At 64.5% G+C, this 24,468-nt stretch carries 26 protein-coding genes and 1 tRNA gene; 16 read left to right on the forward strand and 11 right to left on the reverse strand.

Annotation, left to right across the window (positions count from 1 at the left end; translation table 11 throughout):
* Positions 1-28: 28 nt before the first annotated feature.
* Entirely contained in the window at positions 29-1,018 is a 990-nt protein-coding gene (locus tag ACE039_RS17815; protein ID WP_448708848.1) for a Bug family tripartite tricarboxylate transporter substrate binding protein, read from the reverse strand.
* Positions 1,019-1,274: 256 nt separating this feature from the next.
* Between ACE039_RS17815 and ACE039_RS17820 the strand changes: the two genes are divergently transcribed.
* From ACE039_RS17820 to ACE039_RS17830, 3 genes are all read left to right on the forward strand, one after another.
* On the forward strand, positions 1,275-2,201 hold the full coding sequence (locus tag ACE039_RS17820; RefSeq protein WP_448708849.1) for a LysR substrate-binding domain-containing protein: 927 nt from the start codon (positions 1,275-1,277) through the stop codon (positions 2,199-2,201).
* Positions 2,202-2,208: 7 nt separating this feature from the next.
* Positions 2,209-3,327: a tRNA 2-thiouridine(34) synthase MnmA gene (gene mnmA / locus ACE039_RS17825; protein ID WP_105558456.1), complete on the forward strand. Its 1,119-nt coding sequence runs from the start codon at positions 2,209-2,211 to the stop codon at positions 3,325-3,327.
* A 110-nt stretch (positions 3,328-3,437) separates the two neighbouring features.
* Positions 3,438-4,259 carry a sulfite exporter TauE/SafE family protein gene (locus ACE039_RS17830; protein ID WP_105558457.1) on the forward strand — a complete coding sequence of 274 codons (822 nt, stop codon included), beginning with the start codon at positions 3,438-3,440 and terminating at the stop codon, positions 4,257-4,259.
* Between the two features lie 118 nt (positions 4,260-4,377).
* Here the strand turns inward: ACE039_RS17830 and ACE039_RS17835 are convergent, their stop codons facing one another.
* Positions 4,378-4,989 (reverse strand): glutathione S-transferase, encoded by a 612-nt coding sequence (locus tag ACE039_RS17835; RefSeq protein WP_105558458.1) that lies wholly within the window; start codon positions 4,987-4,989, stop codon positions 4,378-4,380.
* 161 nt (positions 4,990-5,150) lie between these two features.
* Between ACE039_RS17835 and purB the strand changes: the two genes are divergently transcribed.
* Together purB and ACE039_RS17845 are read left to right on the forward strand one after the other, a co-directional pair.
* Positions 5,151-6,527, forward strand: coding sequence for an adenylosuccinate lyase (purB, locus tag ACE039_RS17840; protein ID WP_485822951.1), 1,377 nt, complete (start codon positions 5,151-5,153; stop codon positions 6,525-6,527).
* Between the two features lie 58 nt (positions 6,528-6,585).
* Complete coding sequence (locus ACE039_RS17845) at positions 6,586-7,044, forward strand: c-type cytochrome (protein ID WP_105558460.1); 459 nt, start codon at positions 6,586-6,588, stop codon at positions 7,042-7,044.
* An 87-nt stretch (positions 7,045-7,131) separates the two neighbouring features.
* Here ACE039_RS17845 and ACE039_RS17850 read toward each other — a convergent pair whose 3' ends face one another.
* The 3 genes from ACE039_RS17850 to ACE039_RS17860 all read right to left on the reverse strand — a co-directional run bounded on the left by ACE039_RS17850 (position 7,132) and on the right by ACE039_RS17860 (position 9,431).
* A complete protein-coding gene (locus ACE039_RS17850) occupies positions 7,132-7,824 on the reverse strand; it encodes a cytochrome b/b6 domain-containing protein (RefSeq protein WP_485822952.1) in 693 nt (230 codons plus the stop codon).
* Positions 7,825-7,913: 89 nt separating this feature from the next.
* Positions 7,914-8,195: a hypothetical protein gene (locus ACE039_RS17855; protein ID WP_006224961.1), complete on the reverse strand. Its 282-nt coding sequence runs from the start codon at positions 8,193-8,195 to the stop codon at positions 7,914-7,916.
* An 876-nt stretch (positions 8,196-9,071) separates the two neighbouring features.
* The gene (locus ACE039_RS17860) at positions 9,072-9,431 is read right to left on the reverse strand and encodes a hypothetical protein (protein WP_105558552.1); all 360 of its coding nucleotides are present in this window, start codon (positions 9,429-9,431) and stop codon (positions 9,072-9,074) included.
* Positions 9,432-9,542: 111 nt separating this feature from the next.
* Here ACE039_RS17860 and ACE039_RS17865 point away from each other — a divergent pair, with 111 nt between their 5' ends.
* The 4 genes from ACE039_RS17865 to ACE039_RS17880 all read left to right on the forward strand — a co-directional run bounded on the left by ACE039_RS17865 (position 9,543) and on the right by ACE039_RS17880 (position 12,458).
* A complete protein-coding gene (locus ACE039_RS17865) occupies positions 9,543-10,052 on the forward strand; it encodes a GNAT family N-acetyltransferase (RefSeq protein WP_310032463.1) in 510 nt (169 codons plus the stop codon).
* A gap of 193 nt (positions 10,053-10,245) precedes the next feature.
* Complete coding sequence (locus ACE039_RS17870) at positions 10,246-10,950, forward strand: DUF3053 family protein (RefSeq protein ID WP_485822953.1); 705 nt, start codon at positions 10,246-10,248, stop codon at positions 10,948-10,950.
* Positions 10,951-11,017: 67 nt separating this feature from the next.
* Positions 11,018-12,109, forward strand: a complete 1,092-nt coding sequence (locus ACE039_RS17875; RefSeq protein WP_105558464.1) for an AI-2E family transporter — start codon at positions 11,018-11,020, stop codon at positions 12,107-12,109.
* Positions 12,110-12,236: 127 nt separating this feature from the next.
* The gene (locus ACE039_RS17880) at positions 12,237-12,458 is read left to right on the forward strand and encodes a hypothetical protein (RefSeq protein ID WP_105558465.1); all 222 of its coding nucleotides are present in this window, start codon (positions 12,237-12,239) and stop codon (positions 12,456-12,458) included.
* A gap of 1 nt (position 12,459) precedes the next feature.
* Here ACE039_RS17880 and ACE039_RS17885 read toward each other — a convergent pair whose 3' ends face one another.
* Positions 12,460-14,322 (reverse strand): DUF4153 domain-containing protein, encoded by a 1,863-nt coding sequence (locus ACE039_RS17885; protein WP_485822954.1) that lies wholly within the window; start codon positions 14,320-14,322, stop codon positions 12,460-12,462.
* Between the two features lie 234 nt (positions 14,323-14,556).
* Here ACE039_RS17885 and ACE039_RS17890 point away from each other — a divergent pair, with 234 nt between their 5' ends.
* Positions 14,557-16,074 carry a GGDEF domain-containing protein gene (locus ACE039_RS17890; RefSeq protein ID WP_448709828.1) on the forward strand — a complete coding sequence of 506 codons (1,518 nt, stop codon included), beginning with the start codon at positions 14,557-14,559 and terminating at the stop codon, positions 16,072-16,074.
* 32 nt (positions 16,075-16,106) lie between these two features.
* On the opposite strand, the gene ACE039_RS17895 is transcribed toward ACE039_RS17890, so the two are convergent.
* Complete coding sequence (locus ACE039_RS17895) at positions 16,107-16,355, reverse strand: 6-phosphofructokinase (protein WP_105558468.1); 249 nt, start codon at positions 16,353-16,355, stop codon at positions 16,107-16,109.
* A gap of 176 nt (positions 16,356-16,531) precedes the next feature.
* Between ACE039_RS17895 and yddG the strand changes: the two genes are divergently transcribed.
* Positions 16,532-17,440 carry an aromatic amino acid DMT transporter YddG gene (yddG, locus tag ACE039_RS17900; RefSeq protein WP_485822955.1) on the forward strand — a complete coding sequence of 303 codons (909 nt, stop codon included), beginning with the start codon at positions 16,532-16,534 and terminating at the stop codon, positions 17,438-17,440.
* A 30-nt stretch (positions 17,441-17,470) separates the two neighbouring features.
* On the opposite strand, the gene ACE039_RS17905 is transcribed toward yddG, so the two are convergent.
* Positions 17,471-17,662 (reverse strand): hypothetical protein, encoded by a 192-nt coding sequence (locus tag ACE039_RS17905; RefSeq protein WP_105558470.1) that lies wholly within the window; start codon positions 17,660-17,662, stop codon positions 17,471-17,473.
* A 260-nt stretch (positions 17,663-17,922) separates the two neighbouring features.
* Here ACE039_RS17905 and ACE039_RS17910 point away from each other — a divergent pair, with 260 nt between their 5' ends.
* The 3 genes from ACE039_RS17910 (at position 17,923) to ACE039_RS17920 (ending at position 19,605) form a co-directional block, all read left to right on the forward strand.
* On the forward strand, positions 17,923-18,174 hold the full coding sequence (locus tag ACE039_RS17910; protein ID WP_105558471.1) for a hypothetical protein: 252 nt from the start codon (positions 17,923-17,925) through the stop codon (positions 18,172-18,174).
* Between the two features lie 129 nt (positions 18,175-18,303).
* Complete coding sequence (locus tag ACE039_RS17915; RefSeq protein WP_310032451.1) at positions 18,304-18,495, forward strand: hypothetical protein; 192 nt, start codon at positions 18,304-18,306, stop codon at positions 18,493-18,495.
* 198 nt (positions 18,496-18,693) lie between these two features.
* Positions 18,694-19,605: a hypothetical protein gene (locus tag ACE039_RS17920; RefSeq protein ID WP_105558473.1), complete on the forward strand. Its 912-nt coding sequence runs from the start codon at positions 18,694-18,696 to the stop codon at positions 19,603-19,605.
* Between the two features lie 106 nt (positions 19,606-19,711).
* Here ACE039_RS17920 and ACE039_RS17925 read toward each other — a convergent pair.
* The 3 genes from ACE039_RS17925 to egtD all read right to left on the reverse strand — a co-directional run bounded on the left by ACE039_RS17925 (position 19,712) and on the right by egtD (position 22,268).
* Positions 19,712-19,788: transfer RNA gene (locus ACE039_RS17925), tRNA-Met, on the reverse strand.
* A 150-nt stretch (positions 19,789-19,938) separates the two neighbouring features.
* On the reverse strand, positions 19,939-21,255 hold the full coding sequence (gene egtB, locus ACE039_RS17930) for an ergothioneine biosynthesis protein EgtB (protein WP_105558474.1): 1,317 nt from the start codon (positions 21,253-21,255) through the stop codon (positions 19,939-19,941).
* 35 nt (positions 21,256-21,290) lie between these two features.
* On the reverse strand, positions 21,291-22,268 hold the full coding sequence (gene egtD, locus ACE039_RS17935; RefSeq protein WP_448708737.1) for an L-histidine N(alpha)-methyltransferase: 978 nt from the start codon (positions 22,266-22,268) through the stop codon (positions 21,291-21,293).
* A gap of 333 nt (positions 22,269-22,601) precedes the next feature.
* Here egtD and ACE039_RS17940 point away from each other — a divergent pair, with 333 nt between their 5' ends.
* Both ACE039_RS17940 and ACE039_RS17945 read left to right on the forward strand, forming a co-directional pair.
* Complete coding sequence (locus ACE039_RS17940; protein ID WP_105558476.1) at positions 22,602-22,934, forward strand: ElaB/YgaM/YqjD family protein; 333 nt, start codon at positions 22,602-22,604, stop codon at positions 22,932-22,934.
* Between the two features lie 137 nt (positions 22,935-23,071).
* A complete protein-coding gene (locus ACE039_RS17945; RefSeq protein ID WP_485822962.1) occupies positions 23,072-24,466 on the forward strand; it encodes a phospholipase D-like domain-containing protein in 1,395 nt (464 codons plus the stop codon).
* The last annotated feature ends 2 nt before the right edge of the window (positions 24,467-24,468 follow it).

A 24,468-nucleotide genomic window follows, 5' to 3' on the forward strand; every position in this document is an offset into this window, starting at 1 on the left:
AGCTTGCGCGGCGGGAGCCGAAGATCGCTTAGTCGATCTTCACGTTGGCTTCTTTGGCGATGCGCTTGTTCTTGGCGATTTCCGCCGCGATCTGCTTGCCAAAGTCGGCCGAGCTGTTGGCGGCGGGCTGGGCGCCCAGCGCTTCCAGACGCGCCTTGACGTCGGCTTCGGCGCTAACCTTCTGCACCGCTGCGTTCAGCTTGGCCAGGATGGGCTCCGGCAGCTTGGCCGGGGCGACCAGGCCGAACCAGGACGCGTCGTTCACGGCCGGCAGGCCGGCTTCGGCGAACGTGGGCACGTCGGGCAGGCTGGGGACGCGCTTGGGCGAGGCGACGGCCATGGCGATCAGGCGGCCGGACTGCACGTGCGGCAGCGTGGAAGGCAGGTTGTCATACATGACGTCGACCTGGCCGGCCAGCGCGTCGTTCAGCGCCGGGCCCACGCCACGGTAAGGCACGTGCATCAGGTCGGTGCCCGAGGCCATTTTGAACAGTTCGCCCATCATGTGCGAGACCGAACCGTTGCCGGCGGACGCATACGTCAGCTTGCCCGGCTGGCTCTTGGCCAGCTTGATGAAGTCGGCGATGTTCTTGGCCGGCACCTTCGGGTTGATCGTCATGATGTTGGGCACGGCAGCCAGGTTCGAGATGGGCGTGAAGTCCTTCTCGCCATCGAACGGCAGGTTCGGGTAGATGGCCGGGTTGATGCCGTGCGTGCTGACGGTGGCGATGCCCAGGACATAGCCGTCCGGCGCGCTGCTGGCGACGAATGCGCTGCCGATCGAGCCACCGGCGCCGCCGCGGTTTTCCACCACGACGGTCTGGCCCAGTTCCTTGCCCAGCTTGTCCGCGAACAGGCGGCCGACGATGTCGGTGGTGCCGCCGGGCGGGAAGGGGACGATCAGGCGGATGGGCTTGCTCGGATACGCGTCTTCAGCGTGCGCGATACCCGAGGTCAGCGGCATGGCCAGGGTCGCGGCGGCGACACACAGGCCCAGTACTACGTTACGGCGTTGCATGGATTCCCCTAATAAATGGAAAGCGGATGCGCAAAGGCAGACGCAAACGCAACGATTCTTTCCTGGCGGGGCGGTTTGCGCAAACGAAAGTTTCTCCGTAAGCTATGACTTTTTTTCATGCCTCTCTGTGGCCTGCATCGTTGGGACGTTACTTTTATGTAACTTTTCCGTTGCTTTTCATCTGGCCGGAGGCAAGGGGAAATTCCCCGATCAAGCCCCGCTGGGGCGGGAGCCCCACACTGCGTGGGGACGACACATGCGACGTTTCTGTCCCTCATTAACGGATTTACAGGCATTCGAGGTCGCGGCGCGCCATAGCAGTTTCACGCGCGCGGCCCAGGAATTGTGCGTGACCCAGGGCGCCGTCAGTAAACAGGTGAAACATCTGGAAGAGTTCGTCGGCGTGGAACTATTCCTGCGGATCAGGCAAGGCCTGGTCCTGACCGAAGCCGGCCGCAGCTATCTGACCAAGGTCCAGGCGGGCCTGGGCCAGATCGAAGCCGCCACGATCGAGCTGATTGCGCACCAGGGGCAGGGCGGCACGTTGAACCTGACCTGTATGCCGACCTTCGGCGCGCGCTGGCTGATTCCGCGCCTGACCGCCTTCATGCGGTTGCGCCCGGACATCCATGTGGAGTTCCTGCCGCACCGCCAGGGCTACGATTTTTCGACGCCTGAACTTGACGCCGCCGTGCGCTTCGGCGAGGGCATCTGGCCGGGTAGCGGCGCGGATTACATCGTGGGCCGCGAAATCGTGCCTGTCTGCAGCCCGCGGCTGATCCCGGGCGGCTGTCCGTCGCCGGAGGCTTTGCTGGCGTATCCGCTGCTGCACCACACGTCCGCGCTGGAAGGCTGGCGCGACTGGTTCGAGCAGGCCGGGTGCGACACGCGGCGCAGCCTGGAAGGGGCCCGTTTCGACCAATACGCGCTGTTGTCGCAGGCTGCCGCCGCCGGGTTCGGCGTGGCGCTGATCCCGCGTTGCCTGATCGAAGACGAGCTACGCGACGGGAAGCTCGCCGTCGCCATCCAGCTGCCCATCCGCGCGCGCATGGGTTATTACCTGTGTTATCCCGAGCAGAAGGCCAACCTGCCAACCCTGCAGGCGTTTCGAGCCTGGCTGATGGAAGTGTCCCGGGCGGCAGAGCCGCAGCCGCGGGAAGACGCGTTGTCCGAACTAAAATAGTCGCATCATGAGTCAAATATCCACCAAAAAAGGCCGCGTTGTGGTCGGTATGTCCGGCGGGGTCGATTCGTCGGTGACGGCCTGGCTGCTGAAGCAGCAGGGCTATGACGTCGTTGGCCTGTTCATGAAGAACTGGGAAGACGACGACGATTCCGAATACTGTTCTACGCGCCAGGATCTGCTGGACGCGGCCAGTGTGGCCGACCTGGTCGGCGTGGACTTCGAATTCGTCAATTTCGCCGCCGAATACAAGGACCGCGTGTTCGCGGACTTCCTGCGCGAGTATTCCGCGGGCCGCACGCCCAATCCCGACGTGCTGTGCAATGCCGAGATCAAATTCAAGGCCTTCCTGGACCACGCGATGGCGCTGGGCGCCGAACATATCGCCACCGGCCACTACGCGCGGGTGCGAGAGGTACCGGCCGATGGCGGCGGCACGCAGTTCCAGCTGCTCAAGGCGCTGGACGCGTCCAAGGACCAAAGCTACTTCCTGCACCGGTTGAACCAGGCGCAGCTGTCGCGCACCCTGTTCCCGCTGGGCGAGATCCACAAGACCGAGGTGCGGCGCATCGCGCACGAAATCGGCCTGCACAACGCCGCTAAAAAGGATTCCACGGGAATCTGCTTCATCGGCGAGCGTCCGTTTCGCGAATTCCTGAACCGCTACCTGCCCACCGAGCCCGGCCCGATCCTGACGCCGGAAGGGCAGAACGTGGGGCGCCACGAAGGCTTGTCCTTCTACACGCTGGGCCAGCGCAAGGGCCTGGGCGTGGGCGGCGTGAAGGGACGCCAGCGCGAGGACGGCACGGCCGAAGCCTGGTACGTGGCGCGCAAGGACCTGGAGCGCAACATCCTGTATGTGGTGCAGGGACACGATCATCCCTGGCTGCTGTCCGGACGGCTACAGGCGCAGGATGCCAGCTGGGTGGCGGGGCACCCGCCCGCCGTCGCGGGCTACGGCGCCAAGACGCGCTATCGCCAAGCCGATGCCGCCTGCCGCCTGGAACAGGCTGAAGGCGACACCTTCGCGCTGGATTTCGCCGAGCCGCAATGGGCCGTCACGCCCGGCCAGTCGGCCGTGCTATACGATGGCGAGGTTTGCCTGGGCGGCGGGATCATCCTGTAACGCACGCGGGTCCGGTAAAAGCGGATCCGGACAAGGCCCCGTGGGCGCGCTGCCGACGGGGCCTTCGCTCATGACAAGCAAGAAACCGAACAATAAAAGAGGAGACGGTTGTGGATGTGACGATGGTGGTTTGCCTGCTGGCGTTGGGTGCGGTAGTGGGTTTTGCGGCGGGTCTGTTGGGGATTGGCGGAGGGATGCTGCTGGTGCCTTTCCTGACGATGCTGTTCGCCTGGCAGGGCATGCCGCCCGAACTGGTCGTGCATGCCGCGATCGCGACGTCGATGACGTCGATCCTGTTCACTTCCGTGTCCAGCGTCAGGGCGCACCAGCAGAAGGGCACGATCAAATGGCCGATCGTGTGGGCGATGGCGCCGGGCATCATCCTGGGCGGGCTGCTCTCGGGCGGGGCGGTCTTCGCGGCGCTCAGCACGCTGTGGCTATCGCTGTTCTTCGCGCTGTTCGTGGGCTATTCCGGCTGGAGCATGTTGCGCAACAAGAAGCCCAAGCCGGCACGCCAGATGCCCGGCGTGGTGGGCACCAGTGCGGCGGGGGCGGGCATCGGCTTCCTGTCCGGGCTGGTCGGCGCGGGCGGCGGGTTCCTGTCGGTGCCCTTCATGGTCTGGTGCAACGTGGCGCTGCACAACGCGGTGTCGACCTCGGCGGCGCTGGGCTTTCCCATCGCGCTGGCCAACAGCGTGGGGTATGTGGTGTCCGGCCTGAACGAAGGGACATCGCGCCCGGGCATGCTCGGCTACATCTATTGGCCCGCTCTGGTGGCGCTGGTCTGCACCAGCGTGCTCACGGCGCCGTTGGGCGCGCGCATGGCGCACCGCCTGCCGGTCCAGACCCTGAAACGGGTATTCGCCTGCCTGTTGTTCGCGCTGGCCGCCTACATGTTGTTCAAGGCCTGGCAGACGTTCGCCGCCCAATAAGACGGAATTTTCAGGCACCGAAATGCAAACCGGCCGCATTGCGCGGCCGGTATTCTGGCGCCCCTGCGGGATGGGGCGTGTGTGACGGCCCGTGGGAACGGGCTGTCCGGGACCGCCTTCAGGCGGTCTTGGGGATCGTGTCGATGAACGATTGGCGCTGCGACAGCTTGTCGTACAGGCGGGCAAGGTTCAGGTGGTTGGCGCGCCAATCGAGCGAAGCGAAGCGCAGGTCCAGGTAGCCCAGCGCACAGCCCACGGCGATATCCGCCAGGCTGTAGTTGATGCCCATGCAGTGGGCGTTGTCGCCCAGGCTCTTGTTCATGGCATCCAGGCTCGCGTGGATCTTGCTGTACTGGCGCTCGATCCATTCGGGGCTGCGTTGTGCCTCGGGGCGCTGGTTTTCCTTCACGATGGCGACGCAGGCGTCCAGGAGGCCATCGGCGATGGCTTCCCAGCATTTGACGGCGGCACGATCGCGGCCCGGCTGAGGAATCAGGCGGGCGACAGGGGACAAGGTGTCCAGGTATTCAACGATGACGCGCGAATCAAACAGCGCGCCGCCGTCTTCCATGACCAGGCAGGGCACCTTGCCCAGCGGGTTATACGTTTGGATCTGCGTGTCGGCGGACCAGACGTTTTCGAGTTCAAGCCGGTAGTCCAGCTTTTTCTCGGCCATGACAATACGCACCTTGCGTACGTATGGACTGGTAAGCGAGCCGATCAGTTTCATGGAGTCACAAGCGGAGTCGAAAAGCGGCCGAAGTATAGCAGGCCGGATGGACGCCCAACCGTCCGCTGGCCGGAATCTTCGCCAGTTTGCCACAATGTTGCACTCCCCCGGATGATAAAATCGTCGGGTTTTCCCATCCGTAGCCATTTCTTCTTCAGACCATGCAAATCGCCGATCAATTGAGCCAACTTAATGCCCTTTCGCCATTGGATGGCCGTTACGCTTCCCGGGGCGACGCGCTGCGCGGTCTGCTGTCCGAGGCCGGCTTCATGGCGCACCGCGTCGAAGTCGAGGTGGCGTGGCTGGTGGCCCTGTCCGATGCGGGCCTGCCCGAACTGCCCGCTTTTTCGGCGGCTGCCCGCCAGCGCCTGCAGCAGCTGGTGCAGGATTTCTCGGAAGCTGACGCCGCCCGCATCAAGGACATCGAACGCGTCACCAACCATGACGTGAAGGCCGTCGAGTACTGGCTGAAGGAAAAAGTGGCCGATGACGCCGAGCTGGCCGCCGCCGCCGAGTTCATTCACTTCGCCTGCACGTCCGAAGACATCAACAACACCTCGCACGCGCTGATGCTGTCGCGCGCCCGCGACCAGGTCGTGGTGCCGCGCCTGCGCGAACTGGCTGCCAAGCTGAACGATCTGGCCGTGGCCCAGGCCGACCAGCCGATGTTGTCGCGCACCCATGGCCAGCCGGCCAGCCCGACGACGCTCGGCAAGGAATTCGCCAACGTGGCTGCGCGGCTGAACCGCGCCATCGCCGCCGTCGAGGCCGTTGAGCCCCTGGCCAAATTGAACGGCGCCACCGGCAACTACAACGCCCACCTGTCGGCCTATCCGGAAATCGACTGGCCGGCTTTCAGCCAGCGCGTGCTGGCCGGCCTGGGCCTGACCCAGAACCGCCACACCATCCAGATCGAGCCGCACGACTGGATGTCGGTCTTGTTCGACGCCATCACGCGCGCCAACATCATCGTGCTGGACCTGGACCGCGACGTCTGGGGCTACGTGGCGCTGGGCTATTTCAAGCAGCGTCTGAAAGACGGCGAGGTCGGTTCGTCGACCATGCCGCACAAGGTCAACCCGATCGACTTCGAAAACTCCGAAGGCAACCTGGGCCTGGCGAACGCCGTGCTGCGCCATCTGGCCGACAAGCTGCCGATCTCCCGCTGGCAGCGCGACCTGACGGACTCCACCGTTTTGCGCAACCTGGGCGTGGGCCTGGGTTATTGCCTGGTGGCGTGGGATGCGTGCATGCGCGGCCTGGGCAAGCTGGAGGTCAACACGGCCGCCATCGACGCCGATATCGATGCGTGCTGGGAAGTGCTGGCCGAGCCCGTGCAGACCGTCATGCGCCGCTATGGCCTGCCGCAACCGTACGAACAACTCAAAGCCTTGACGCGCGGCAAGGGCATAACCGAGGAAGCTCTGCGAGAATTCATCCAGGGCCTGGCGCTGCCGGATGAGCCTAAGGCCCGCTTGCTGGCGATGACCCCGCGTTCGTACATCGGACTGGCTGCAGAGCTGGCCCGGGCGGTATAGTCGCCATGCCGCGCGCGCAATGCGCGCGGCATTGTTGTTGTCCTTACGGGAGATTGCAATGAAGAAGTTGTCCACGCTTGTCGCGTTGGCCTGTATGACGGTGGGGCCGCTGTTGGCGACCACCGCCTCGGCGCAGTTCGCCAAGCCGGAAGATGCCGTCAAGTACCGCCAGTCGGCATTGACGCTGATGGCTTCACACTTCGGCCGCATGACGCCGGTGGTCAAGGGGCAGGCGCCGTACGACGCCGCGCAGATCAAGGCCAACGTCGAAGTGCTGAAGACGCTGTCCGGCCTGCCGTGGGCAGCTTTTGGTCCCGGAACGGAAGGCGGCGACGCCCGCCCCGAAATCTGGAGCGACGCGGCCGGCTTCAAGCAGAAGCAGCAAGCATTCCAGGACAATATCGTGAAGCTGTCGGCCGCGGCCGACGCAGGCGATCTGGATAAGCTGCGCGCCGCCTTCGGTGACGTGGGTGCAAGCTGCAAGGCTTGCCACGATTCCTACCGCAAGAAGAAGTAAGGCCCGGGGCGTCTCTGGATGCCCGCGGTGCTGAAGGAAAAAGCCCCTCGGATTACGAGGGGCTTTTTTTGTGGGCCTGCGGCGAGATCAAGAGAAGGACATGTCGGCGGCCACTTCCAGCGACTGGATCCACAGCACGAGGGCCGTGACGCAGGCGCCCAGCAGCAGCGCACGCAGCCAGACGGCAAGGCCGTCCTGGGCGGGCGGCGTGCCCGCCGGCAGGTCCTTGGCATCGACGTTTCCGGTGACGATGGCGCGGACCAGGCGCTTGCGGCGCACCACGGCATACCACGCGACGGCCAGCAGGTGCAGGGCGATCACGCCGATGATGACCCACTCGTTGAGCTTGTGCCATGACGTCATGAGGGCGGCCGTGGCTTCGCTTACATGACCGAATAGCGGCCCTTGCGTCATGATGTCGTCAGTGGTGAACAGGCCGCTTGTAGCCTGGAAACCGATGACCAGCAGCAGCGCCAGCACCGACAGCGCGCCCAGCGGGTTATGGCCGGCGGGAGCGGCGGCGCCCTTCAGGTAGCGGGCCACGGCGCCGGGGCCACGCACGAACTGGCTGAAGCGGGCGTAGCGCGGCCCGATGATGCCCCAAAGCACTCGGAAGATGATCAGGCCCAGCGCCGTACAGCCGAAGCGCACGTGCCAGTCCATGTACAGACCGCCCAGCTTCACGCTGACGAACGCGCCCACGATGCAGACGACGAGCGCCCAGTGAAAGAGGCGGGTGGGAAGATCCCAGATGCGGATCGCTTGCCGATTGTTCTGCATGGTTGAGCTGCCTGGACGGATTGCTTGCGAATTTATCATGCGCAAAAAGCAATCGCCGCGCATGACGCGCGGCGATTTGGGCCTGGATATCAGTGCGTGGTGCGACGCACGGGCTCGATGCGATGCACGTGCTCGTGGCGGAAGCGGATGCGCTGGCCGGGCACTTTCTGCGTGGAAGAGCCGCACGGCACGACTTCAGTCGTGTAGGTCGTCGTGCCGTCGATCGGCGCGTTGAAGATGACCGTCGCGCGGATGGCGGGGCCGTTGGTGGGCTGCAGGTAGACGATGTCGCCGATATGGATGGGCGTGTTGTCCAGCGTCGTGTGAGCGGGGCGTCGGATCAGGTCCGAGGTAGTGAAACGAGTATTCATGGTGTTTGTTCTCTTAGGTTCTAGTTATTAGAAAGCTGCGGGTATTCATGCCGAGCAAGATGTGGACGTAACTAAAGCGCCTCGCATCGTGGTCGTCTGCCATGTCCAGCCGGGTTGATTCGGACAGGCATGCATGACACTACCGCATAAGTGTTGCCGTCCCTTTGCGCATTCTCATATTTTTGCGTGCGCGGGTAACGGTTCAATGCCGCTGTTTGATGCCATCCGTCAGTCAGGACGGCATCGATTCGGGCCAGGTGGCGTGCATGTTCGGTGCATGCGCTCTTTAGGCCTGAGGGGCCGCGCAGAGAGTGGGTTGGACTCTGGCGGTTGCTGTGCGGCTGTCGTCGTTGGGTCGACGTGCGCCGCAGCGTAAAATTTTGGTGCTTCTGGCCAAGCCGGACTGGCGGTTTGGCGAAGGTGCTATGGGCGGCTTCGAGGCTGCTTGCGTCGGATCCCGCCAATCAGGTTCAGTGCCTGGGCGTTGATCGATTCAGCACGCTGGCCGCAATGGCCATCGCTGCATTCGGAACTGCTTTGATTGTGGAAGTTGCGCCGATATTGCGCGACTTTCGGGGCGGAGCCGGGATTTGCGTTTTGGCGTTGTGGGTTTTCGCAAATCAGATCGGAATCCGTGCGGCTTGATCAGCGGTCAATGACGTTGGGTCATTAGCGTTTGGCCATATCAGCGCTGGATGAAGCCGGGTACTGCGTAATTACTGGGTAATGCTTGGAGTCGAAAGCTTGGAATCCAAACTCAACTCCTGCTTGAAGTTCGTCCTGCTCTGCAGAAAGACCTCAACCATCGATATTATCGCAGACCGATGGGTTTTGCAAGCTTTTTTGGATGAGTAGGCGTAGGCGTAGCCGTGGCCGTCAGTGCGCGGCGGGGCGGGCCTGGCGCTGGGCTTCGATAATGAGGCCCTCCAGGCGTGGGGACATCCGCAGCGCCACTTGCGCGCCCATCGTGCCGTCCGGCTGGCGCTCGGTTTCCAGCGCCAGGCCGATGCGTTCGTCGTTGAACGCTTCCGGGGCAGCCTCGATTTCAACATAGCGTTGCAGCAGCGCATCGACGGCTTTTTGGGCATCCGCCAGCGCCTCATCCGACAACTGGCCCTGTCCCAGGTATTGGTTCACGACGCGCGCCAGATCGTCCATGAAGAACAGGAGGGCGGCCGCGCCGCGGCAATCGGGCTGGGTGAACCCCCAGGAGGCGGAAGTAGCGTTTTGAGTCATTGTCAGGGCAAAGCCAGTGTTACGGGTGGCCGATAGCGTGGCCGGATGGCGCATTTTAAGGGATCGGGGCAGGAGGCGCCTGGGGGCGCATGGTGCATACTTCCACCCCTCATGATTCGACTCGCCCGACCTTCCGACCTGGCCTGCCTGGCCGATATCGAGCGCTCCGCCGCGGCGCGATTCCGCGGGACGGCCGTGGCCTGGGCCGCCGACGGCGATCCGGTGCCCCTGGACGAACTGGCCGTGGCGCAGGCGGCATGCCTTCTATGGGTCGCGCAGCCTGACGCCGAGGTGCGTGGATTTGCACTGGCAGAGCCGATGGGGGGCGATTTGTTTCTAACCGAGATGTCGGTGGCGCTGCCCTGGCAGGGGCAGGGCATTGGCCGCGCCCTGTTGCGGGCGGTGCTGGCGCACGCACGGGCCGCGGGCAGATACGGGGCAGTGCTGCTGACGACCGATCGCGACCTGCCCTGGAATGCCCCGTTCTACCGGCGGCTGGGCTTCGTTGAACTTACGCCGCCGTTTCCCCCGCTCCTGCAAGCGCGGCTGCAGGCGGAGTCGGACGCGGGCTTTGACGCCGCGCGGCGGTGCGCGATGACGTATCGGCTGCCGCATGCATGACGGCCGCAACGCGAGCGCGCCCCGCGCGCCCTGTGTCAACTCGCTTCGATCGCAACAAATTCCGCCCACGGGTAGTGGCCGGACGAGGCTTCGGGATAATCTGCCCACGTGCGCCGGCGGCCGCCCCGCCGGGCGCTTGAATCCGGGGCCTTCAATCCCGAAACATCAATCCCTGATAGCAAGGAGGACACGCATGTCACCATGGCGAGCCTGCCTGATGGGCCTGGCGATGGCTTCGATGCTGATCACGACGGCCTGCGTGAATAAAGAGCCCCAGGAGCGCGCGGCGTTCATCCAGCTGCTGCAAGCCCGGGTAAGCAGCGACACGCTGTTGCCGATCGGCGCACTCGGCAAGTCCGAGAAAGAAGCGATCGGCGATTACGCCGACGCGTACGACGTGATTACCGGCTTCCAGAAAGAGATGGCCGAGGCCGCCGCGCCGTTGCGCGAGGTGCTGGCGGTGGAAACGATTCGTTCGGTGGGCGAAATCGTTGACCGCAAAGCCGCATTCGAGACGGCCCGCAAGACCCTGGCGGAAAGCGCCAGCAAGCTCCACGATGCGCGTGCCAAGGCGGATCGGGCGCGGGCCGAGATGGCTTTGCCGCCCGACTTGGCGCCGGTCTATGGTGGCGTCTATGACGAAGCCGTGACGGCGCCCGCCGCGGAATTGATGCAGGCGGCAACCCGCATGGACTCCGTGGCGCGCGATGCCGTGGGCGTGGCGGATTTCGTGGCCGCCAACGCCGCGGATATCCAATTGGTGGACGGCCAGGCGCGCGTGGCGACGCTTACGTTGCAACAGCAGCTGAACCTGCGCCTGCAGGGGCTGAATGCGCAGTCGGAAGGCCTGGCGCAAGCGCGCCAGACCGTGCTGCTGGCCGTGGGGCTCGGGGCCTGAACCCGCCGGGAAGCGGGCGCTTTGTACAATGCGGGTCTCGCGGCGTTAGCCGTGCCTGGAACGGAATATGAGCGAATCATCCAGCTTGCACCACAGAACCTTTCTGCTCCTGCTCGTGGTGGTCACCATCGCGTTCGGCTGGCTACTGTGGCCTTTCTACGGCGCGGTCTTTTGGGGCGCCATTCTTGCCATCATCTTCGCGCCCTTGCAGCGCCGGCTGGTTGCGCGTATCGGCGGGCGGCGCAATCTTGGCGCGCTGATCACGTTGCTGCTGGTCCTGCTGCTCGTCATCCTTCCGCTCGTCGCCATCAGCGGGTCGCTGGTGAACGAAGGCGCGAACCTGTATCAGAGCATCAAATCGGGCGAGCTGAACTTTGGCGCGTACTTCCAGCAGGCGATGGCCGCATTGCCGCCGTCGGTGCATGACCTGCTTGCGCGCTTCGACCTGGCCGACATTCCCAGCCTGCAACAGAAGCTTAGCGCGGGCGCAATGCAGGCCAGCCAGTTCCTGGCGACCCAGGCGCTGAACATCGGGCAGGACACGTTCCAGTTCGTGATCAGCTTCGGCATCATGCTCTACCTGCTGTTCTTCCTGTTGCGAGACGGGCCGCAACTGACGGCGCGCCTGAAGCGCGCCATGCCGCTCAGCAACGCGCATAAGCAGCACCTGTTTCGCAAGTTCACCACCGTCGTGCGTGCCACCGTCAAGGGCAACATCGCGGTGGCGGCGGCCCAGGGCGCGCTGGGCGGGATCATTTTTTCGATCCTTTCGATCCAGGGCGCGCTGCTATGGGGCGTGATCATGGGCTTCCTGTCGCTGCTGCCCGCGATTGGCGCGGGGCTGATCTGGGCGCCGGTCGCGATCTACTTCCTCTTGACGGGCGCCGTGGTCAAGGGCGCGGTGCTGATCGGGTTCGGGGTGCTGGTCATCGGCATGGTCGACAACGTGCTGCGTCCCATCCTGGTGGGCAAAGACACCAAGATGCCGGACTACGTGGTGCTGATCTCCACCCTGGGCGGCATGGCTTTGTTCGGTCTGAATGGCTTTGTGATCGGCCCGCTGATCGCCGCACTGTTCATGGCTTGCTGGGACCTTTTTTCTCCCGCATCCGAAGAACTGTTGGGCAAGAGGCCGGAAGAGCCGCCCGCCGCGGAATAAGGCGTGCAGGTTCGCGTGCGGGGCTCGGCCAGCCATCCGCACGCGCCGCGCCGGGTGTAAGGTGTAGCAGCGCCGGAATTTCAGGCCGGCCTTTCGTGTTGCCCCGCCAACCAGGAGCGTGTTGCATATGGAATGGAAACTGCATCGATCGGGCTGGATCGAAGAACGTAATTTCGATATCGAGTTCGCCGAAACCCCCGAAGGCTTTCACGTCCGGGTCCGCATCTTCGGATTTCCGGTGCTGGAAGATACCAAGCATGTATTTCCCAACGAGGCGTTGGCGGAGAAGGGCGCGCTGACGCTGCTGAAGAGCCAGTTCTCGGGCACCCCCGACTTGGAAGCGCGGTAGCTCAACGCAGCCGCAGCAGGTTGTCGCCGATCATCAAGTCGCGTTCAGGCCGGGGGCGGGTGCGCACCAGGCCTTGCTCCAACGCCTGCCGGATATCCACGACACCCGTCACGTCTGCCATCGGCTGCTCGAAACTCTCCGCTTGCAGCCGGCCCAACGGCTGCCATGCCTGGCCCTTCGCGGCGTAGGCGATCAACCGTTCGCCCGCGCCGGACCCTCCGCCTTGCGGCGCGAGATATAAGACAATCTCGTCCTGGCCGTCACCGGTCAGATCGGCGAAGATCAACCGGCATGGCAGGCTGGCCGCTTCGCCCGGCATGGCGGGGGCGGCCGGTGTCGCGCACGTCCGGGCCTGGGCCGGTGACGTCTCGCGCATCGCGTTCCACCATGCTTCGGGGACCGCGCGTCCGGGCGGCAGGGTGGCGAAAGCCGGCACGGCGACAGGCGGGGGCTCGGCCGCTGATGCCTGGCCTGCCGCCGGTGTGGCATCGCTCCAGCCGAAATAGCTTCCCTTCAGGGCCTCGGCGGCCGCAAGGGCGATGCGCGGATCCCGCGCATTGGCTGCGCCGTCTGCCAGCTGTTGCAAGGCGCTGCGACCCCAGCGGCCATATTCGCGACCCATGGCGTAAAAGCTGAATGTCTCCGGATCGAGACGTCCGTCCACGATGCGCCGCAATTGGCTTTCCGCGGTCAGGCGCAGCGGGTTGGCGATCGGCGTATTGACCGCCAAAAGCAACCCCAGGGTGGCAACGGCCACGATCAGGTTGGTGACGCCCAGCGCGGGGTGGTCGCGTTGAGGGCGCAGTGCGGCCCAGGCGTAGCCCGCGCCATACAGCACCAGCACCGTGCCGCCGATGACTCCCCAGACCCGCAGCACCGTCCAGCCATATTGCTCCACGCGCACAACGGCGCCATATAAGGCTACGGCGGCCAGCGGCAGCAGGCACGCCATCGTCGCGCGCAGCAGCGTCCGCAGGCGCGGACCGAAGGGGGCGGGCTCGTGGCCGTCTTGCCAGGCGGCATTGATGAACTTGATCCACACCAGGCAGAACGCGATCAGCGCGCCCGCCGACAGCTGGACGGCCTGCAGGCCCAATGCCATCCGGGCGGCCAGCGCCAACGTGAAGGCCAGGCCCACCAGCGTGATTAGCGGCAGCAGCCACGCATTGAGCGTCAACCAGGAGCGTTGCAGCGTATCGGTCAATTGCGGCCGGCGCCTCACGCCCACCAGGCAGGCGGCCAGGACCATCGGCCAGACGGCAAGCCGGAAGGGGGTGGCGTCGACAGCCGCGCGAATCCCCTTGATGCCGATCATGGCGAACATGGCGCCGGCCGCGGTCAGCAGCAGGCACACCGCCGAACCCAGGCACACGGCTAGCGTCAGGTGGACGGCATTGCGCCACGCGGCGCGGAATACGTCGGGGTAGCCCCATTGGGGCTTGCCGGCATCCAGCGCCTGGATCAGCGGCAGCAGGATGAAGCCCGCGACGCCTGTCAACAGTAACGCCAACGCCAGATCATTGCCTTGTGGCCATCCGCCCGCTTCATGGGGAAGGGCGCCGTGCGCGGACGTCAGGCCGTATGCCGTCAGCGCGGGCAGGATCAGGCCGTATGCCGCCAGCGCCGCCAGCCAGCGGCGGCCGCTGCGCATCCCGGCCAGCATGGCCCCGGCCAGTGGCGCCAGCGCCACCCACTGCAGCCAGAAGGCCAGGGCGAACGGATGCCCCCAGGGCCAGGCGCGGGCCGTCATCAACGCGTGAAGGGTCAGGCCGGATACGGCGGCGAGGGCACCGTAAATCAGCACGGTCTTGTCGGACGCGTCCAGCTGGCTGGACGCGGGGAATTTGGGGGACGGTTTACGCATGGCGGCGATAGTAGCAATCTGTCGCGAATGGGAATGACGAGGCGTATCCATCTGTCAGGAAATCATCGCTAGGCCAAAATTTTCGGAGTAAATTGGGGACGCGGAACAAGTCGCCTGAAGGCGCGCAGCGCCATGGAAGACCTATGGGAGGGGCCCATGAGACCAAGGGGGGAGGCGGTGGCTGAAGCCGAAAGCCCGGCTGGCGCAAAGGCTCGCCCGCAGCGCCTGTATTCCATGCGGACCGGCTTGCTTGCTCTCGTCTTCACGTGTATTTCGCCCGCGCTGATCGTGGCATCGGTGGCGGTGTATGAAAGCTACGTCATCGAGAGAGAGCGCATCTTCCGCGATACGATTTTTCTGGCCCGGAATCTGACCGCCATCCTTGACCGCGAGTTGACCGGCGTTGCCGCGGGCGTGCAGATGCTGGCGTCTTCTCCCGACCTGCTGACCGGCGACCTTCCGAGTTTTCATCAGCGTGCGCGGGAATCGGTGCGATTCCAGATCGTGGATAGTTATGTGCTGACCGACCGCGACGGCAGGCAGATCATCAACACGCTGGTGCCGTATGGCACCCCATTGCCGCTAAGCGGCGCGGCGCAGGACTTGGGCCGGGTGTTCGAGACGCGCTCGCCGGTGTTAAGCCGTTTGTTCACCGGCGGCGTCAGCCAAAAGCCCACGATCGCGCTGGGTGTACCGGTGGTGCGCGGCGATGCCGTCGTCTATAGCCTTAGCGTGGGCCTGTCGCCCAATCGCATCGGCAACGCATTGGGCCGTCGGGCGCTTCCGGAGGGTTGGGTGGCGGCGGTGCTGGACAGCTCGGGGACCATCGTCGCCCGCACGCGCGATGCCGCGAAATTCGTCGGGCAGAAGGCGGTTCCCACGCTGATGCAAGCGGTAATGCAGGAAAGCGAAGGCGCGCTCGAAACGACGACCAAGGAAGGCACGCCCGTCTACACGGCGTTCAGCCGATCGTCGTTGTCGGGCTGGACCGTTGCGGCCGGCGCGCCCATGGCGTTGCTGACGACGGACTTGTACCGTTCCATCGCCTGGCTTGTGCTGGGCACGTTGTTCGCGTTCGGCCTGGGGCTGTGGCTGGCCTTGCGTCTGGCCAGCCGCCTGACCTCGGCGGTGCAGGGGCTGGTCGGGCCGGCGCTGGCATTGGGCGAGGGCCGCACCGTCGAGTTGCCGACCACCCGCGTGAAAGAGGCGCAAGAGGTGGGCACGGCGCTGTTGCAGGCCTCGCGGATGCTGGCGCATGCGCAGCATCTTGCCCACTACGACCCGTTGACGGGGCTATGCAACCGAGTGCTGTTTGGCGAGCTGGTCTTGCGTGAGTTGGCCGTGGCCCAGCGCAGCGGAGAATCCTTCGCCATCCTGGCGATCGACCTGGACGGTTTTAAAGCCGTCAACGACCTGCATGGCCACGCCGCCGGCGACACCGTGTTGAAGGAAGCCGCGGACCGCATGGCGCGCGCGATCCGGGTGTCCGATGTGGCGGCCCGCCTGGGCGGCGACGAATTCGCGGTGCTGCTGATGGGCGTGGGCAAGGACAATGCCCTGATCGTGGCTGAGGCGCTGGTCGAAAGCCTGTCCTTGCCCTATCCGGGGATCCGTGTCTCGGTGTCGGCCAGCGTGGGCATCGCGGTCTATCCGCAGTCGGGCATTACGATGCTGCAAATGCTTGAGCGGGCCGATGTTGCGCTGTACAAGGCCAAGGGGCAAGGAAAACGGCGGGTCGTATCCGATCTGTGAGCCGCGTGCGGGGCAAGGGCCCGCAAGCCCCGTCAAGCCGGTGGAGGCGCCTGCTGCGGCGCCAGGGCCGTCAGCACTTCTCCTGATTTCAGGCGATACCGCTTATCGCCCAGGGCGATGACGCGTTCCCCTTCCGATGTCCTGAGAATGTAGCGCGTGGTCTGGGGCGGCGGGTTCATGGTTCCCGGATCATCCGCTTGCAAGAAAACTTCAATCCGATAGAGCCTGCCTGACTCCGTGCTGGCGAGCACATCGCTCAATCTACGTATGGAAATGGCCATGCGGATGCTACTCCCTCTTGTTCATTGTTTAAGTGGGTATATGTCGCTTGTTGGCACGGACCTCCCCGTGCCGGCCTATCACTACGTTAACGCCTGGTATTCGCTACACTTGCCCGCCTGACGCCGCGCCTGGCCCGCAGGCAAGCGGCGTGCAGCAAAGAGCAAGCGGAACGGTAATGCAAATTTCCCCTGGCCGGAATACGGCCACTATCCTCGGTTTGCTGGCGATCCTGCTGTGGGGCACGGTGGTCGGCCTGATTCGCAGCGTCAGCGAGAGCTTTGGCGCCATCGGCGGCGCCGCGCTCATTTATACGGTCGGTTCGGCGTTTCTGGTGTGCCTGCTGGGTTTCCCAAAACTGCGCACGTTCCCCCGGCGTTATCTGGTCGTGGGCAGCCTGCTGTTCGTCGCCTACGAGATCTGCCTGTCGCTGTCTTTGGGTTTTGCGCTGGACCGCGGGCAGGCCATCGAGCTTGGCATCGTCAACTATCTTTGGCCCTGCCTGACGGTGGTGTTGGCGATCGTCATCAATGGCCAGCGCGCCAACGCATGGGTCGTGCCGGGGATACTGCTGTCGGTGTGCGGCATCGTCTGGGTCGTGGGTGGAACGGGCGGACTGTCGTGGGAACGCACCTTGGATAATGTGTCGAGCAACCCCCTGAGTTATGGCTTGGCATTCAGTGGCGCCATTATCTGGGCCGTCTATTGCAACGTGACAAAGCGGTTCGCCGACGGCAAGAATGGCGTCGCGCTGTTTTTCATGCTGACGGCGGTGGTGTTGTGGATCAAGTATGGCTTCAGCGCCGAGCCGGCGCTGGCATTTGCCGGATCCGCCACGATCGAACTATGCGTGACCGGCGGCGCGATGGCGGCCGGCTATGCATTGTGGAACGTGGGAATACTGAAAGGCAATCTGACCTTGCTGGCCACGGCGTCCTACTTCACACCGGTGCTTTCCACCTTCTTCGCAGCCGTGTGGCTGTCGACCCGCCTTACCGCGCCGTTCTGGCAGGGAGTGGCGATGGTCACCGCCGGCTCGTTGCTGTGCTGGGCGGCAACACGAGGCAAACCCGCCCGGGGCGGATAGCCCTGGCGGGTGGCCAAGAAAGCGGTAGCGTCAGTCGATCAGCATGGTCTGTGCTACGGCGTAGCCCAGCGGGATCAACAAGAGCGAAGCAAAGGTTGAACTGACAATCGCCGCCGAAATCTTCAGCCAGGGCTCGGGCCCTGCACTTTGGATCGTTTGAATCACCAACGCGACGATACCCATAACCATCAAACAGCTGATAACCACTGCTACGTAAGTCATGTTGTCTCCGTCCTCGCCTGATTAAAGGGATGCGGCACCGCTTGTGCGGTCTATATTTTTTTACTGATTGTGCGCCTGTATTGGCGGCATGGACCCTAGGGTTTTCCTGGCGGAAACCGAGCAATGTGGCGTTTTTGCCGCGCAGTGTGCAGCATGGAATCATGTGCGTCCGCAGCATTTCGAACAGCGTTCGGCGCGCTGCCGGCAACCGGCGGCTTTGCGCTACGATGGGGGCATTCCGTTACTGAAAAGGCTGCCAGATGTCGCAAAGATTGCGTCCCGGCACGCGTGCCACGCTACAGGTCAGGCAACTGATGCCCGGCGAGTTCGCGTGGATCATCACTTTGCTTGATCCCGAATCCGGCAATGTGCATAGCACCAATTATTCTGAACGACGCTATGGAAGCCAGGACGAAGCTTCCGCCGCCGGCAAGGCGGCCGTGATGGCATTTCTGGGCAGCGATGGCAGTAATGGCCTCGATATGCCAAAGGACGACAAGGCCAGGCCTTGATGCCGTCGTGCTGAACACCGCAAGAAAGCCCTCGTATGAGGGCTTTTTTTCGTCGGGCGGCAGGCGCGCCCGGCACGGGAACGCCAATTGCTGTCAGGCGGGCGGCGATTAGCGCCGGAGGAGCCAACCATGACCCAATTCCCGCATCGCGAGCCCGGCTTGCCTGACGACCTGCCGCCGGATGATCCCTCGCTACCCGGCAACCTTCCGCCCGACGATCCGTTGCCGGATCCGAACCAGCCGCCCGACGACCCGCCGATCCACGATCCGACGCCGCCCGCGCCCGATCCGCGTTTGCCCGGCGCCATCGACCTGGCTTGAGCGGCCTTGCCGCTCTGCAATGACAACCATGAGGAGTCCGATATGCGTTCCATCCTGCTGTGGCTGCTAGGCGTGCCCATTCCCATCATCATCCTGCTAGCGCTTTTCTGGCATTGACGGGGCTGCGGTTTCCCGCAACGGAAACGGTCCGGGTATGACCTGCGGCCGCCGAGACAAGACAATCAACAAGGAATCAACATGGAAAACGCATCTTCATTGAGCCAACCCTACGGCGGGGCCGCGCTTGCCCAGGAGTCCGCCGTCTCGGCGGTGTCCTGGGCCGCCGTGTTCGCAGGCGCCGTGATCGCCGCCGCGCTCTCGCTGGCGCTGTTCGCCGGCGGTACCGGCTTGGGGTTCCTGTCGGTATCGCCGTGGGGCGACGAGGGAATGTCGGCGCCGGCGGTGGGCATCGGCATCATCGGATGGATGCTGTTCACGCAGATCGTGTCCTACGGTATCGGCGGCTATGTCGCCGGACGCCTGCGCACGAAATGGGTGGACGTGCATTCGGACGAGATCTATTTCAGAGACACGGCGCACGGCTTTTTGGTGTGGGCGCTAAGTGCGGTGGTCAGCGCCGCGCTGCTGGGTTCGGCAATCGCCACGGTGGTGTCCGGCGCGGCCAAGACGGGCGCGACGGTGGCGGCCGGAGCGGGCGCGGCGGCCACGGCCACGGCTGCGGCCGGCGCAAGCGGCGGCGGCATGGGCCAGGCGACCGAGTACTTTACCGACACGCTGTTGCGTTCGGACCGCCCCGAGGCCAGCGGCGACCGCAATGCCGCGCGAGCGGAAGTGGGCCGCATCGTGGCCATGAGCCTGGGCCGTGGCGACATGACGCCCGAAGACCGCGACTATGTCGTGAAGGTGGTGGCCGCCCAAACCGGCACGGAGCCGGCCGTCGCCCAGCGCCGCGTCGAACAAGCGATCGCCAATGCCAAGAAATCGGCGGAAGACGCCAAGCAGAAGGCCAAGGAAGCCGCCGACAAGGCTCGCAAGGCCGCGGCCGCCTTCGCGCTGTGGGGCTTCGCGTCGATGCTGATCGGCGCCTTTATCGCCAGCCTGTCGGCGACCTGGGGCGGCAAGCGCCGCGACACGTTGCGCCGGGTGTAGTTGGGTTGGTGCGGTTCCGTCGGGTGCAGGTGAACGCCTGCTCTTGCTGCACTCGATCCCCGCAATGCAAAAGGCCCTCACCGAAGTGAGGGCCTTTCTGAATTCTTGGTGGCGCATCCCTGATTCGAACAGGGGACCTGCGGATTATGATTCCGTCGCTCTAACCGGCTGAGCTAATGCGCCATTCCTTTTCTTGCTTTTTGCCTTGCTGCTTGTCTTGCTTTCCCGTTTTTCAGTGCTTGTTTAGTAGCGCTGAGCAACGAAGAACGAAATTCTAGCACGAAACTTTTTTGCCATGCAAGCGGGGGGGCGGGCAAAAAATTGAACGGTAGGTCAGGCGTCCCGCGCCAGTCGGATGCCGGAGAATTGCCAGCGGGCTTCGGGCGGGAAGAAATTGCGGTAGCTGGCGCGAACATGGTCGCGCGGCGTGGCGCAAGAGCCGCCGCGCAGCACGTACTGGTTGCACATGAACTTGCCGTTGTATTCGCCGACGGCGCCGGCGTCGGGCTTGAAGCCGGGATAGGCGTCGTAGGCGCTTGCGGTCCATTCCCAGGCGTCGCCAAAGAGCTGCACGGGGCCGCCCGAACCGTTGCGGGCGGGGGCGGGGCGCGGGTCCAGGTGACCGTTCTCCAGCATGTTGGCGCGGCCGGGGAAGACCGGGTCGGCCAACTGGCGGGCGGCATGTTCCCATTCCGCTTCGCGCGGCAAGCGCACCCGGGCCCAGCGCGCGTACGCATCGGCCTCGAAGTAGCTGACATGGGTGACGGGCGCCTGCAATTCCAGTTCCTGCATGCCGCGCAGCGTGAACACGCGCCAGTCGTCGCGCTGGCCTTCCCAGTACAGGGGCGCGCGCCAGCCTTCGGCGCAGACGCGATCCCACCCGGCCGACAGCCAGAGCTCGGGCCGCTTGTATCCGCCGTCCCGGATGAAGGCCAGGAATTCGTGCTGCGTGACCAGGCGGTCGGCCAGGTGGAACGGCGCCAGCAGCACCTCGTGGGCGGGCCCTTCGTTGTCGAAGCCGAACCCGCGGCCATCGTGGCCGATGCGGGTGATACCGCCGCCATAGCGCGTCCAGCCGGCCGGTGTCCCGGGGGGCAGGGCGGGAGAGCCGCCGACGACGTACGCAGGCTTCAGCGGGTTGGCCGAGAGCATGTGCTTGACGTCGGTCAGGATCAGTTCCTGATGCTGCTGCTCGTGGTTCAGTCCCAGTTCCAGCAAGGCGTCGAAGTCCGGGTCGTTGCCGCCCAGGCGCGAGATCAGATCGTGCATGGCGCTGTCCACGTGCTGGCGATAGTGCAGCACGTCGGCAAGCGAAGGGCGCGATAGCAGGCCGCGCTGCGGGCGCGGATGCTTGGCGCCGATCGCGTTGTAATAGGAGTTGAACAGCACCCGGTACTGCGGGTGGAACATCGTATAGGGCGGATGGAATTGCGTCAGCAGGAAGGTCTCGAAGAACCAGGTGGTGTGCGCAAGATGCCATTTGACCGGACTGCAATCGGGCATCGATTGCACCTGGCAATCTTCGGGGCTCAGCGGCGCCGCCAGCGCCGTGCTGGTGGTTCGCACGGCGTCATAGCGGTCGTGCTGGCCGGCCTGTCCGCTGGCATACGGTCCGGTGGCGGGGTGAGTCAGCAGGCAGGCAGGTTCCATGGCGATCCTCCAGTGGCGTTGATGGGCCGTCCGCGTCAGGCGCGGGCGCTGAATACCGAAAACCAGCCGCGTGAATCCGACCAGTGCGCAACGTCGCGATACCCCGCGCTTTGCAGCAGGTCGGAAAAGGCCTGGGGCGTGAACTTGTAGGAATTCTCGGTGTGGATGCGTTCGCCGGGACTGAAGTCGCGTTCGCCGCCAGGCCACGTCACGCGCAGCGCGCGTTGCGCTTCCAGGTGCATTTCGACGCGGGAACAGGTGGCGTTGAACAGCGCGACGTGCTGCCAGTCGTTCACATCGAAGTCGGCGTCCAGTACATCGTTGACATGGCGCAGCAGGTTCAGGTTGAAGGCCGCGGTCAGATGCAGCGCATCGTCATAAGCCGGTTCCAGGACCTGCCTGGGTTTGACGCGGTCCACGCCCACCAGCAGGCCGCCGCCATGGCATTGGGCGCGGATGCGCTGCAGCATCGCATGGGCATCGTCGGGATTGAGGTTACCGATGCTGGAGCCCGGGTAGAAGAACAGCCGCTCTTCGGCGGGGACTTCCGGGGGCACCGCCAGCGCTTGAGAAAAGTCCTGGCCGATCGCGGTCACGCGCAGGTCTGGATAGGACAACTGCAAGCGGCGCACGGCCGTCTGCAGGTAGTCGGCGGAGATATCGATCGGAACATAGTGCCTTGGACGCAGGCTGGCGAAGAGACGCTCGGCCTTGACGCAATCGCCCGCGCCCAGATCGATCATGGATTGCACCGGGCCGATATGCCGCGCAATGTCTTCGCCATGGCGTTGGAAGATCTCGGCTTCGCAACGCGTGGGGTAGTACTCGGGCAGTTGGGTAATGGCGGTGAAAAGCGACGAACCCAGCGCGTCGTACAGGAACTTGGGGTCGATATGGGCGGGATGGTCCAGCAGGCCGTCGCGCAACTCGGCCTGTTCGGCGCTGAGGGCCGGGGAGGGGCGCGCCTGATATTCCTGCGCGGTGTGAGCAAGCACTGCTGAAGGGGAAACCATGCGTTCTCTTCCTTTTTTGAGGCGATTGAAGCGCATTGCAAAGAGCTATTGTTGCGGTGGGGTGGGTTCCGCTGTCAAGCGCTAAGCCGCTGAATGCAATGGACTTTTACGAAATCGGGAGCGCCGCGTCCATTGAGGTGCGACGAATCCCCGGGTTCGTTCAGCAAGTTTCGGTCCGCTGAAATATCGAATTACGGCTGGTTGCGAAAGCTCGGGCAGCATCCGCGAATGATCGGCACAATGAACATATGGTCGACCGCGTGGCGCTGCATGGCGCAACCGCGTCAGGACACCGGCACGCCGGAAGGCCCAATACCTTCAAAAGGAGCGACTATGAATCGAAAGCACCAACGCGCCGAGATGGCTTTGCACCGCGATCGGGTCAACGACAGCTTCCATGAGCTGCTTGCCGGCACGGAAGACCTCCTGCGTTCGACGGCTTCCTATACCGGCTCCGAAATCGAATCCGCCCGCGCCCGCCTGAAGCAGCAATTGGCGGATGCCCGCGATCATGCGGGTGACTGGGAGGGCGCTGCGCGTGAACGAGCCCGTCGCGCCACGGCCTATGCCGACGAATACGTGCACGAAAACGCCTGGAAGTCCGTTGGCGTGGCCGCATTGGTCGGTGCGCTGCTGGGCTGCCTGGTGGCGGGCGGCAGGCGCTAAGCCGTTTTGCCATGAAGCCGCCAGAACCGCTTCCGGCGCCCGCCCCGGGCGCTAGCGGATCGGGGCCAGGGCGGGCTTCATGGTTGCCCTGCGTCCGCCGCTGGGCGCAGGCGCTGCTGCTGGCTTGCGCCACGGCGATGGTCGCGGCATGCGCCAGCGTGCCCGATGCGCAAGAACGCAAGGCGCGCGAAGCGCAAGCAGGCCTTTCCGCCGACGCGGCCCGTGACAGTTATCGCCGCGGTCAAGGCATCGCGGCAGATCCTCAAACTCCCAAGGACGATTTCCTGGCGCGCCATCTGGCCGTCGAACAGGCCGTCAGCGGCGCGCCGCTGGTGGCGGGCAATCGTGTCCGCTTGTTGGCCGACGGCCCCAGCACCTACCAGGCCATGTTGCAGACTATCGGGAAGGCTCGCCGCTACGTGCACATGGAAACCTATATTTTCGACGATGATGCCGAAGGCGCGCGGTTCGCCGACGCCCTGATCGCGGCGCGCAACCGAGGGGCCGACGTGGCGTTGATGGTGGACGCCGTGGGCACGATCAAGACCCCCGATGCGCTGTTCCAGCGGCTGCGCGATGCGGGTGTGCAGGTGGCGGTGTTCAATCCCGTCAATCCGGCCAATGCTCGCGCCGGATGGTCGCCGAACCAGCGCAATCACCGCAAGGTCTTGGTGGTGGACGGCAAGGTGGGCTATCTGGGCGGCATCAACGTCAGCAGCGTGTACGAGTCATCGCCGGGGTCTGGGTCCGGGTCTGGGTCAGGCTCTATGTCAGGTTCGGGCCCTGCGAAGGAAAAAAATACCGGGAACGCCGACGGCGACACGGCGGGCGACGCGAAGGCGGCCCCATGGCGCGATACGCACCTGCGCATCGAAGGCCCGGCGGTGGCACAGTTGGAACAGATCATCCAGGCGGCCTGGGCGTCGCAGGCCGACGAGCCGCTGGCCGGCGGCGGCGAGCATGTCGCGCCGCCGGCTGGCGAGACCCGCGTGCGCATCCTGGCCAACCAGCCCGACCGCAGCGACGGCTATACGGTTTACCTGACGCTGATGTCCGCGTTTGAAAGCGCGCAGAAATCCATCCACATCACGATGGCGTATTTCGTGCCCGATCCGGCATTCATCGACGTGCTTTGCGATGCCGCACGGCGCGGCGTGGACGTGGTGCTGGTGCTGCCGGGTTTTAGCGATTCGTCCCTGGTGTTCAATGCGGGGCGATCCCACTACACGGACTTGCTGCGCGCCGGCGTGAAGCTCTACGAACGGCGCGACGCATTGCTGCATGCCAAGACGGCGGTTGTCGACGGCGTATGGTCCACCGTGGGTTCCAGCAATATGGACTGGCGTAGTTTCGCGCTGAACTATGAAATCAACGCCGTGGTGCTGGGACCGGAATTCGCCGCGGAAATGGAAGCCCTGTTCCAGCGTGATGTGGCCGATTCGGTTCAGATCACGCCGGAAGATTGGAGCAACCGAGGCGTCGACGACCGCTTCATGGAGTCCTTCTCGCGGATGTTCGAACGCTGGTTGTAGCG

It is taken from the genome of Achromobacter maghribensis (assembly GCF_057334215.1).

Coding starts and splice junctions, on each gene's coding strand:
- ACE039_RS17855 (WP_006224961.1), bottom strand. CDS start 8,195: ATGAATACTCGTTTCACTACCTCGGACCTGATCCGACGCCCCGCTCAC.
- ACE039_RS17940 (WP_105558476.1), top strand. CDS start 22,602: ATGAATCGAAAGCACCAACGCGCCGAGATGGCTTTGCACCGCGATCGG.
- ACE039_RS17905 (WP_105558470.1), bottom strand. CDS start 17,662: ATGACTTACGTAGCAGTGGTTATCAGCTGTTTGATGGTTATGGGTATC.
- ACE039_RS17875 (WP_105558464.1), top strand. CDS start 11,018: ATGAGCGAATCATCCAGCTTGCACCACAGAACCTTTCTGCTCCTGCTC.
- egtD (WP_448708737.1), bottom strand. CDS start 22,268: ATGGTTTCCCCTTCAGCAGTGCTTGCTCACACCGCGCAGGAATATCAG.
- ACE039_RS17850 (WP_485822952.1), bottom strand. CDS start 7,824: ATGCAGAACAATCGGCAAGCGATCCGCATCTGGGATCTTCCCACCCGC.
- ACE039_RS17910 (WP_105558471.1), top strand. CDS start 17,923: ATGTCGCAAAGATTGCGTCCCGGCACGCGTGCCACGCTACAGGTCAGG.
- ACE039_RS17945 (WP_485822962.1), top strand. CDS start 23,072: ATGGTCGCGGCATGCGCCAGCGTGCCCGATGCGCAAGAACGCAAGGCG.
- ACE039_RS17835 (WP_105558458.1), bottom strand. CDS start 4,989: ATGAAACTGATCGGCTCGCTTACCAGTCCATACGTACGCAAGGTGCGT.
- mnmA (WP_105558456.1), top strand. CDS start 2,209: ATGAGTCAAATATCCACCAAAAAAGGCCGCGTTGTGGTCGGTATGTCC.
- yddG (WP_485822955.1), top strand. CDS start 16,532: ATGCAAATTTCCCCTGGCCGGAATACGGCCACTATCCTCGGTTTGCTG.
- ACE039_RS17820 (WP_448708849.1), top strand. CDS start 1,275: ATGCGACGTTTCTGTCCCTCATTAACGGATTTACAGGCATTCGAGGTC.
- ACE039_RS17890 (WP_448709828.1), top strand. CDS start 14,557: ATGCGGACCGGCTTGCTTGCTCTCGTCTTCACGTGTATTTCGCCCGCG.
- ACE039_RS17860 (WP_105558552.1), bottom strand. CDS start 9,431: ATGACTCAAAACGCTACTTCCGCCTCCTGGGGGTTCACCCAGCCCGAT.
- ACE039_RS17845 (WP_105558460.1), top strand. CDS start 6,586: ATGAAGAAGTTGTCCACGCTTGTCGCGTTGGCCTGTATGACGGTGGGG.
- egtB (WP_105558474.1), bottom strand. CDS start 21,255: ATGGAACCTGCCTGCCTGCTGACTCACCCCGCCACCGGACCGTATGCC.
- ACE039_RS17920 (WP_105558473.1), top strand. CDS start 18,694: ATGGAAAACGCATCTTCATTGAGCCAACCCTACGGCGGGGCCGCGCTT.
- ACE039_RS17885 (WP_485822954.1), bottom strand. CDS start 14,322: ATGCGTAAACCGTCCCCCAAATTCCCCGCGTCCAGCCAGCTGGACGCG.
- ACE039_RS17895 (WP_105558468.1), bottom strand. CDS start 16,355: ATGGCCATTTCCATACGTAGATTGAGCGATGTGCTCGCCAGCACGGAG.
- purB (WP_485822951.1), top strand. CDS start 5,151: ATGCAAATCGCCGATCAATTGAGCCAACTTAATGCCCTTTCGCCATTG.
- ACE039_RS17880 (WP_105558465.1), top strand. CDS start 12,237: ATGGAATGGAAACTGCATCGATCGGGCTGGATCGAAGAACGTAATTTC.
- ACE039_RS17915 (WP_310032451.1), top strand. CDS start 18,304: ATGACCCAATTCCCGCATCGCGAGCCCGGCTTGCCTGACGACCTGCCG.
- ACE039_RS17865 (WP_310032463.1), top strand. CDS start 9,543: ATGATTCGACTCGCCCGACCTTCCGACCTGGCCTGCCTGGCCGATATC.
- ACE039_RS17870 (WP_485822953.1), top strand. CDS start 10,246: ATGTCACCATGGCGAGCCTGCCTGATGGGCCTGGCGATGGCTTCGATG.
- ACE039_RS17815 (WP_448708848.1), bottom strand. CDS start 1,018: ATGCAACGCCGTAACGTAGTACTGGGCCTGTGTGTCGCCGCCGCGACC.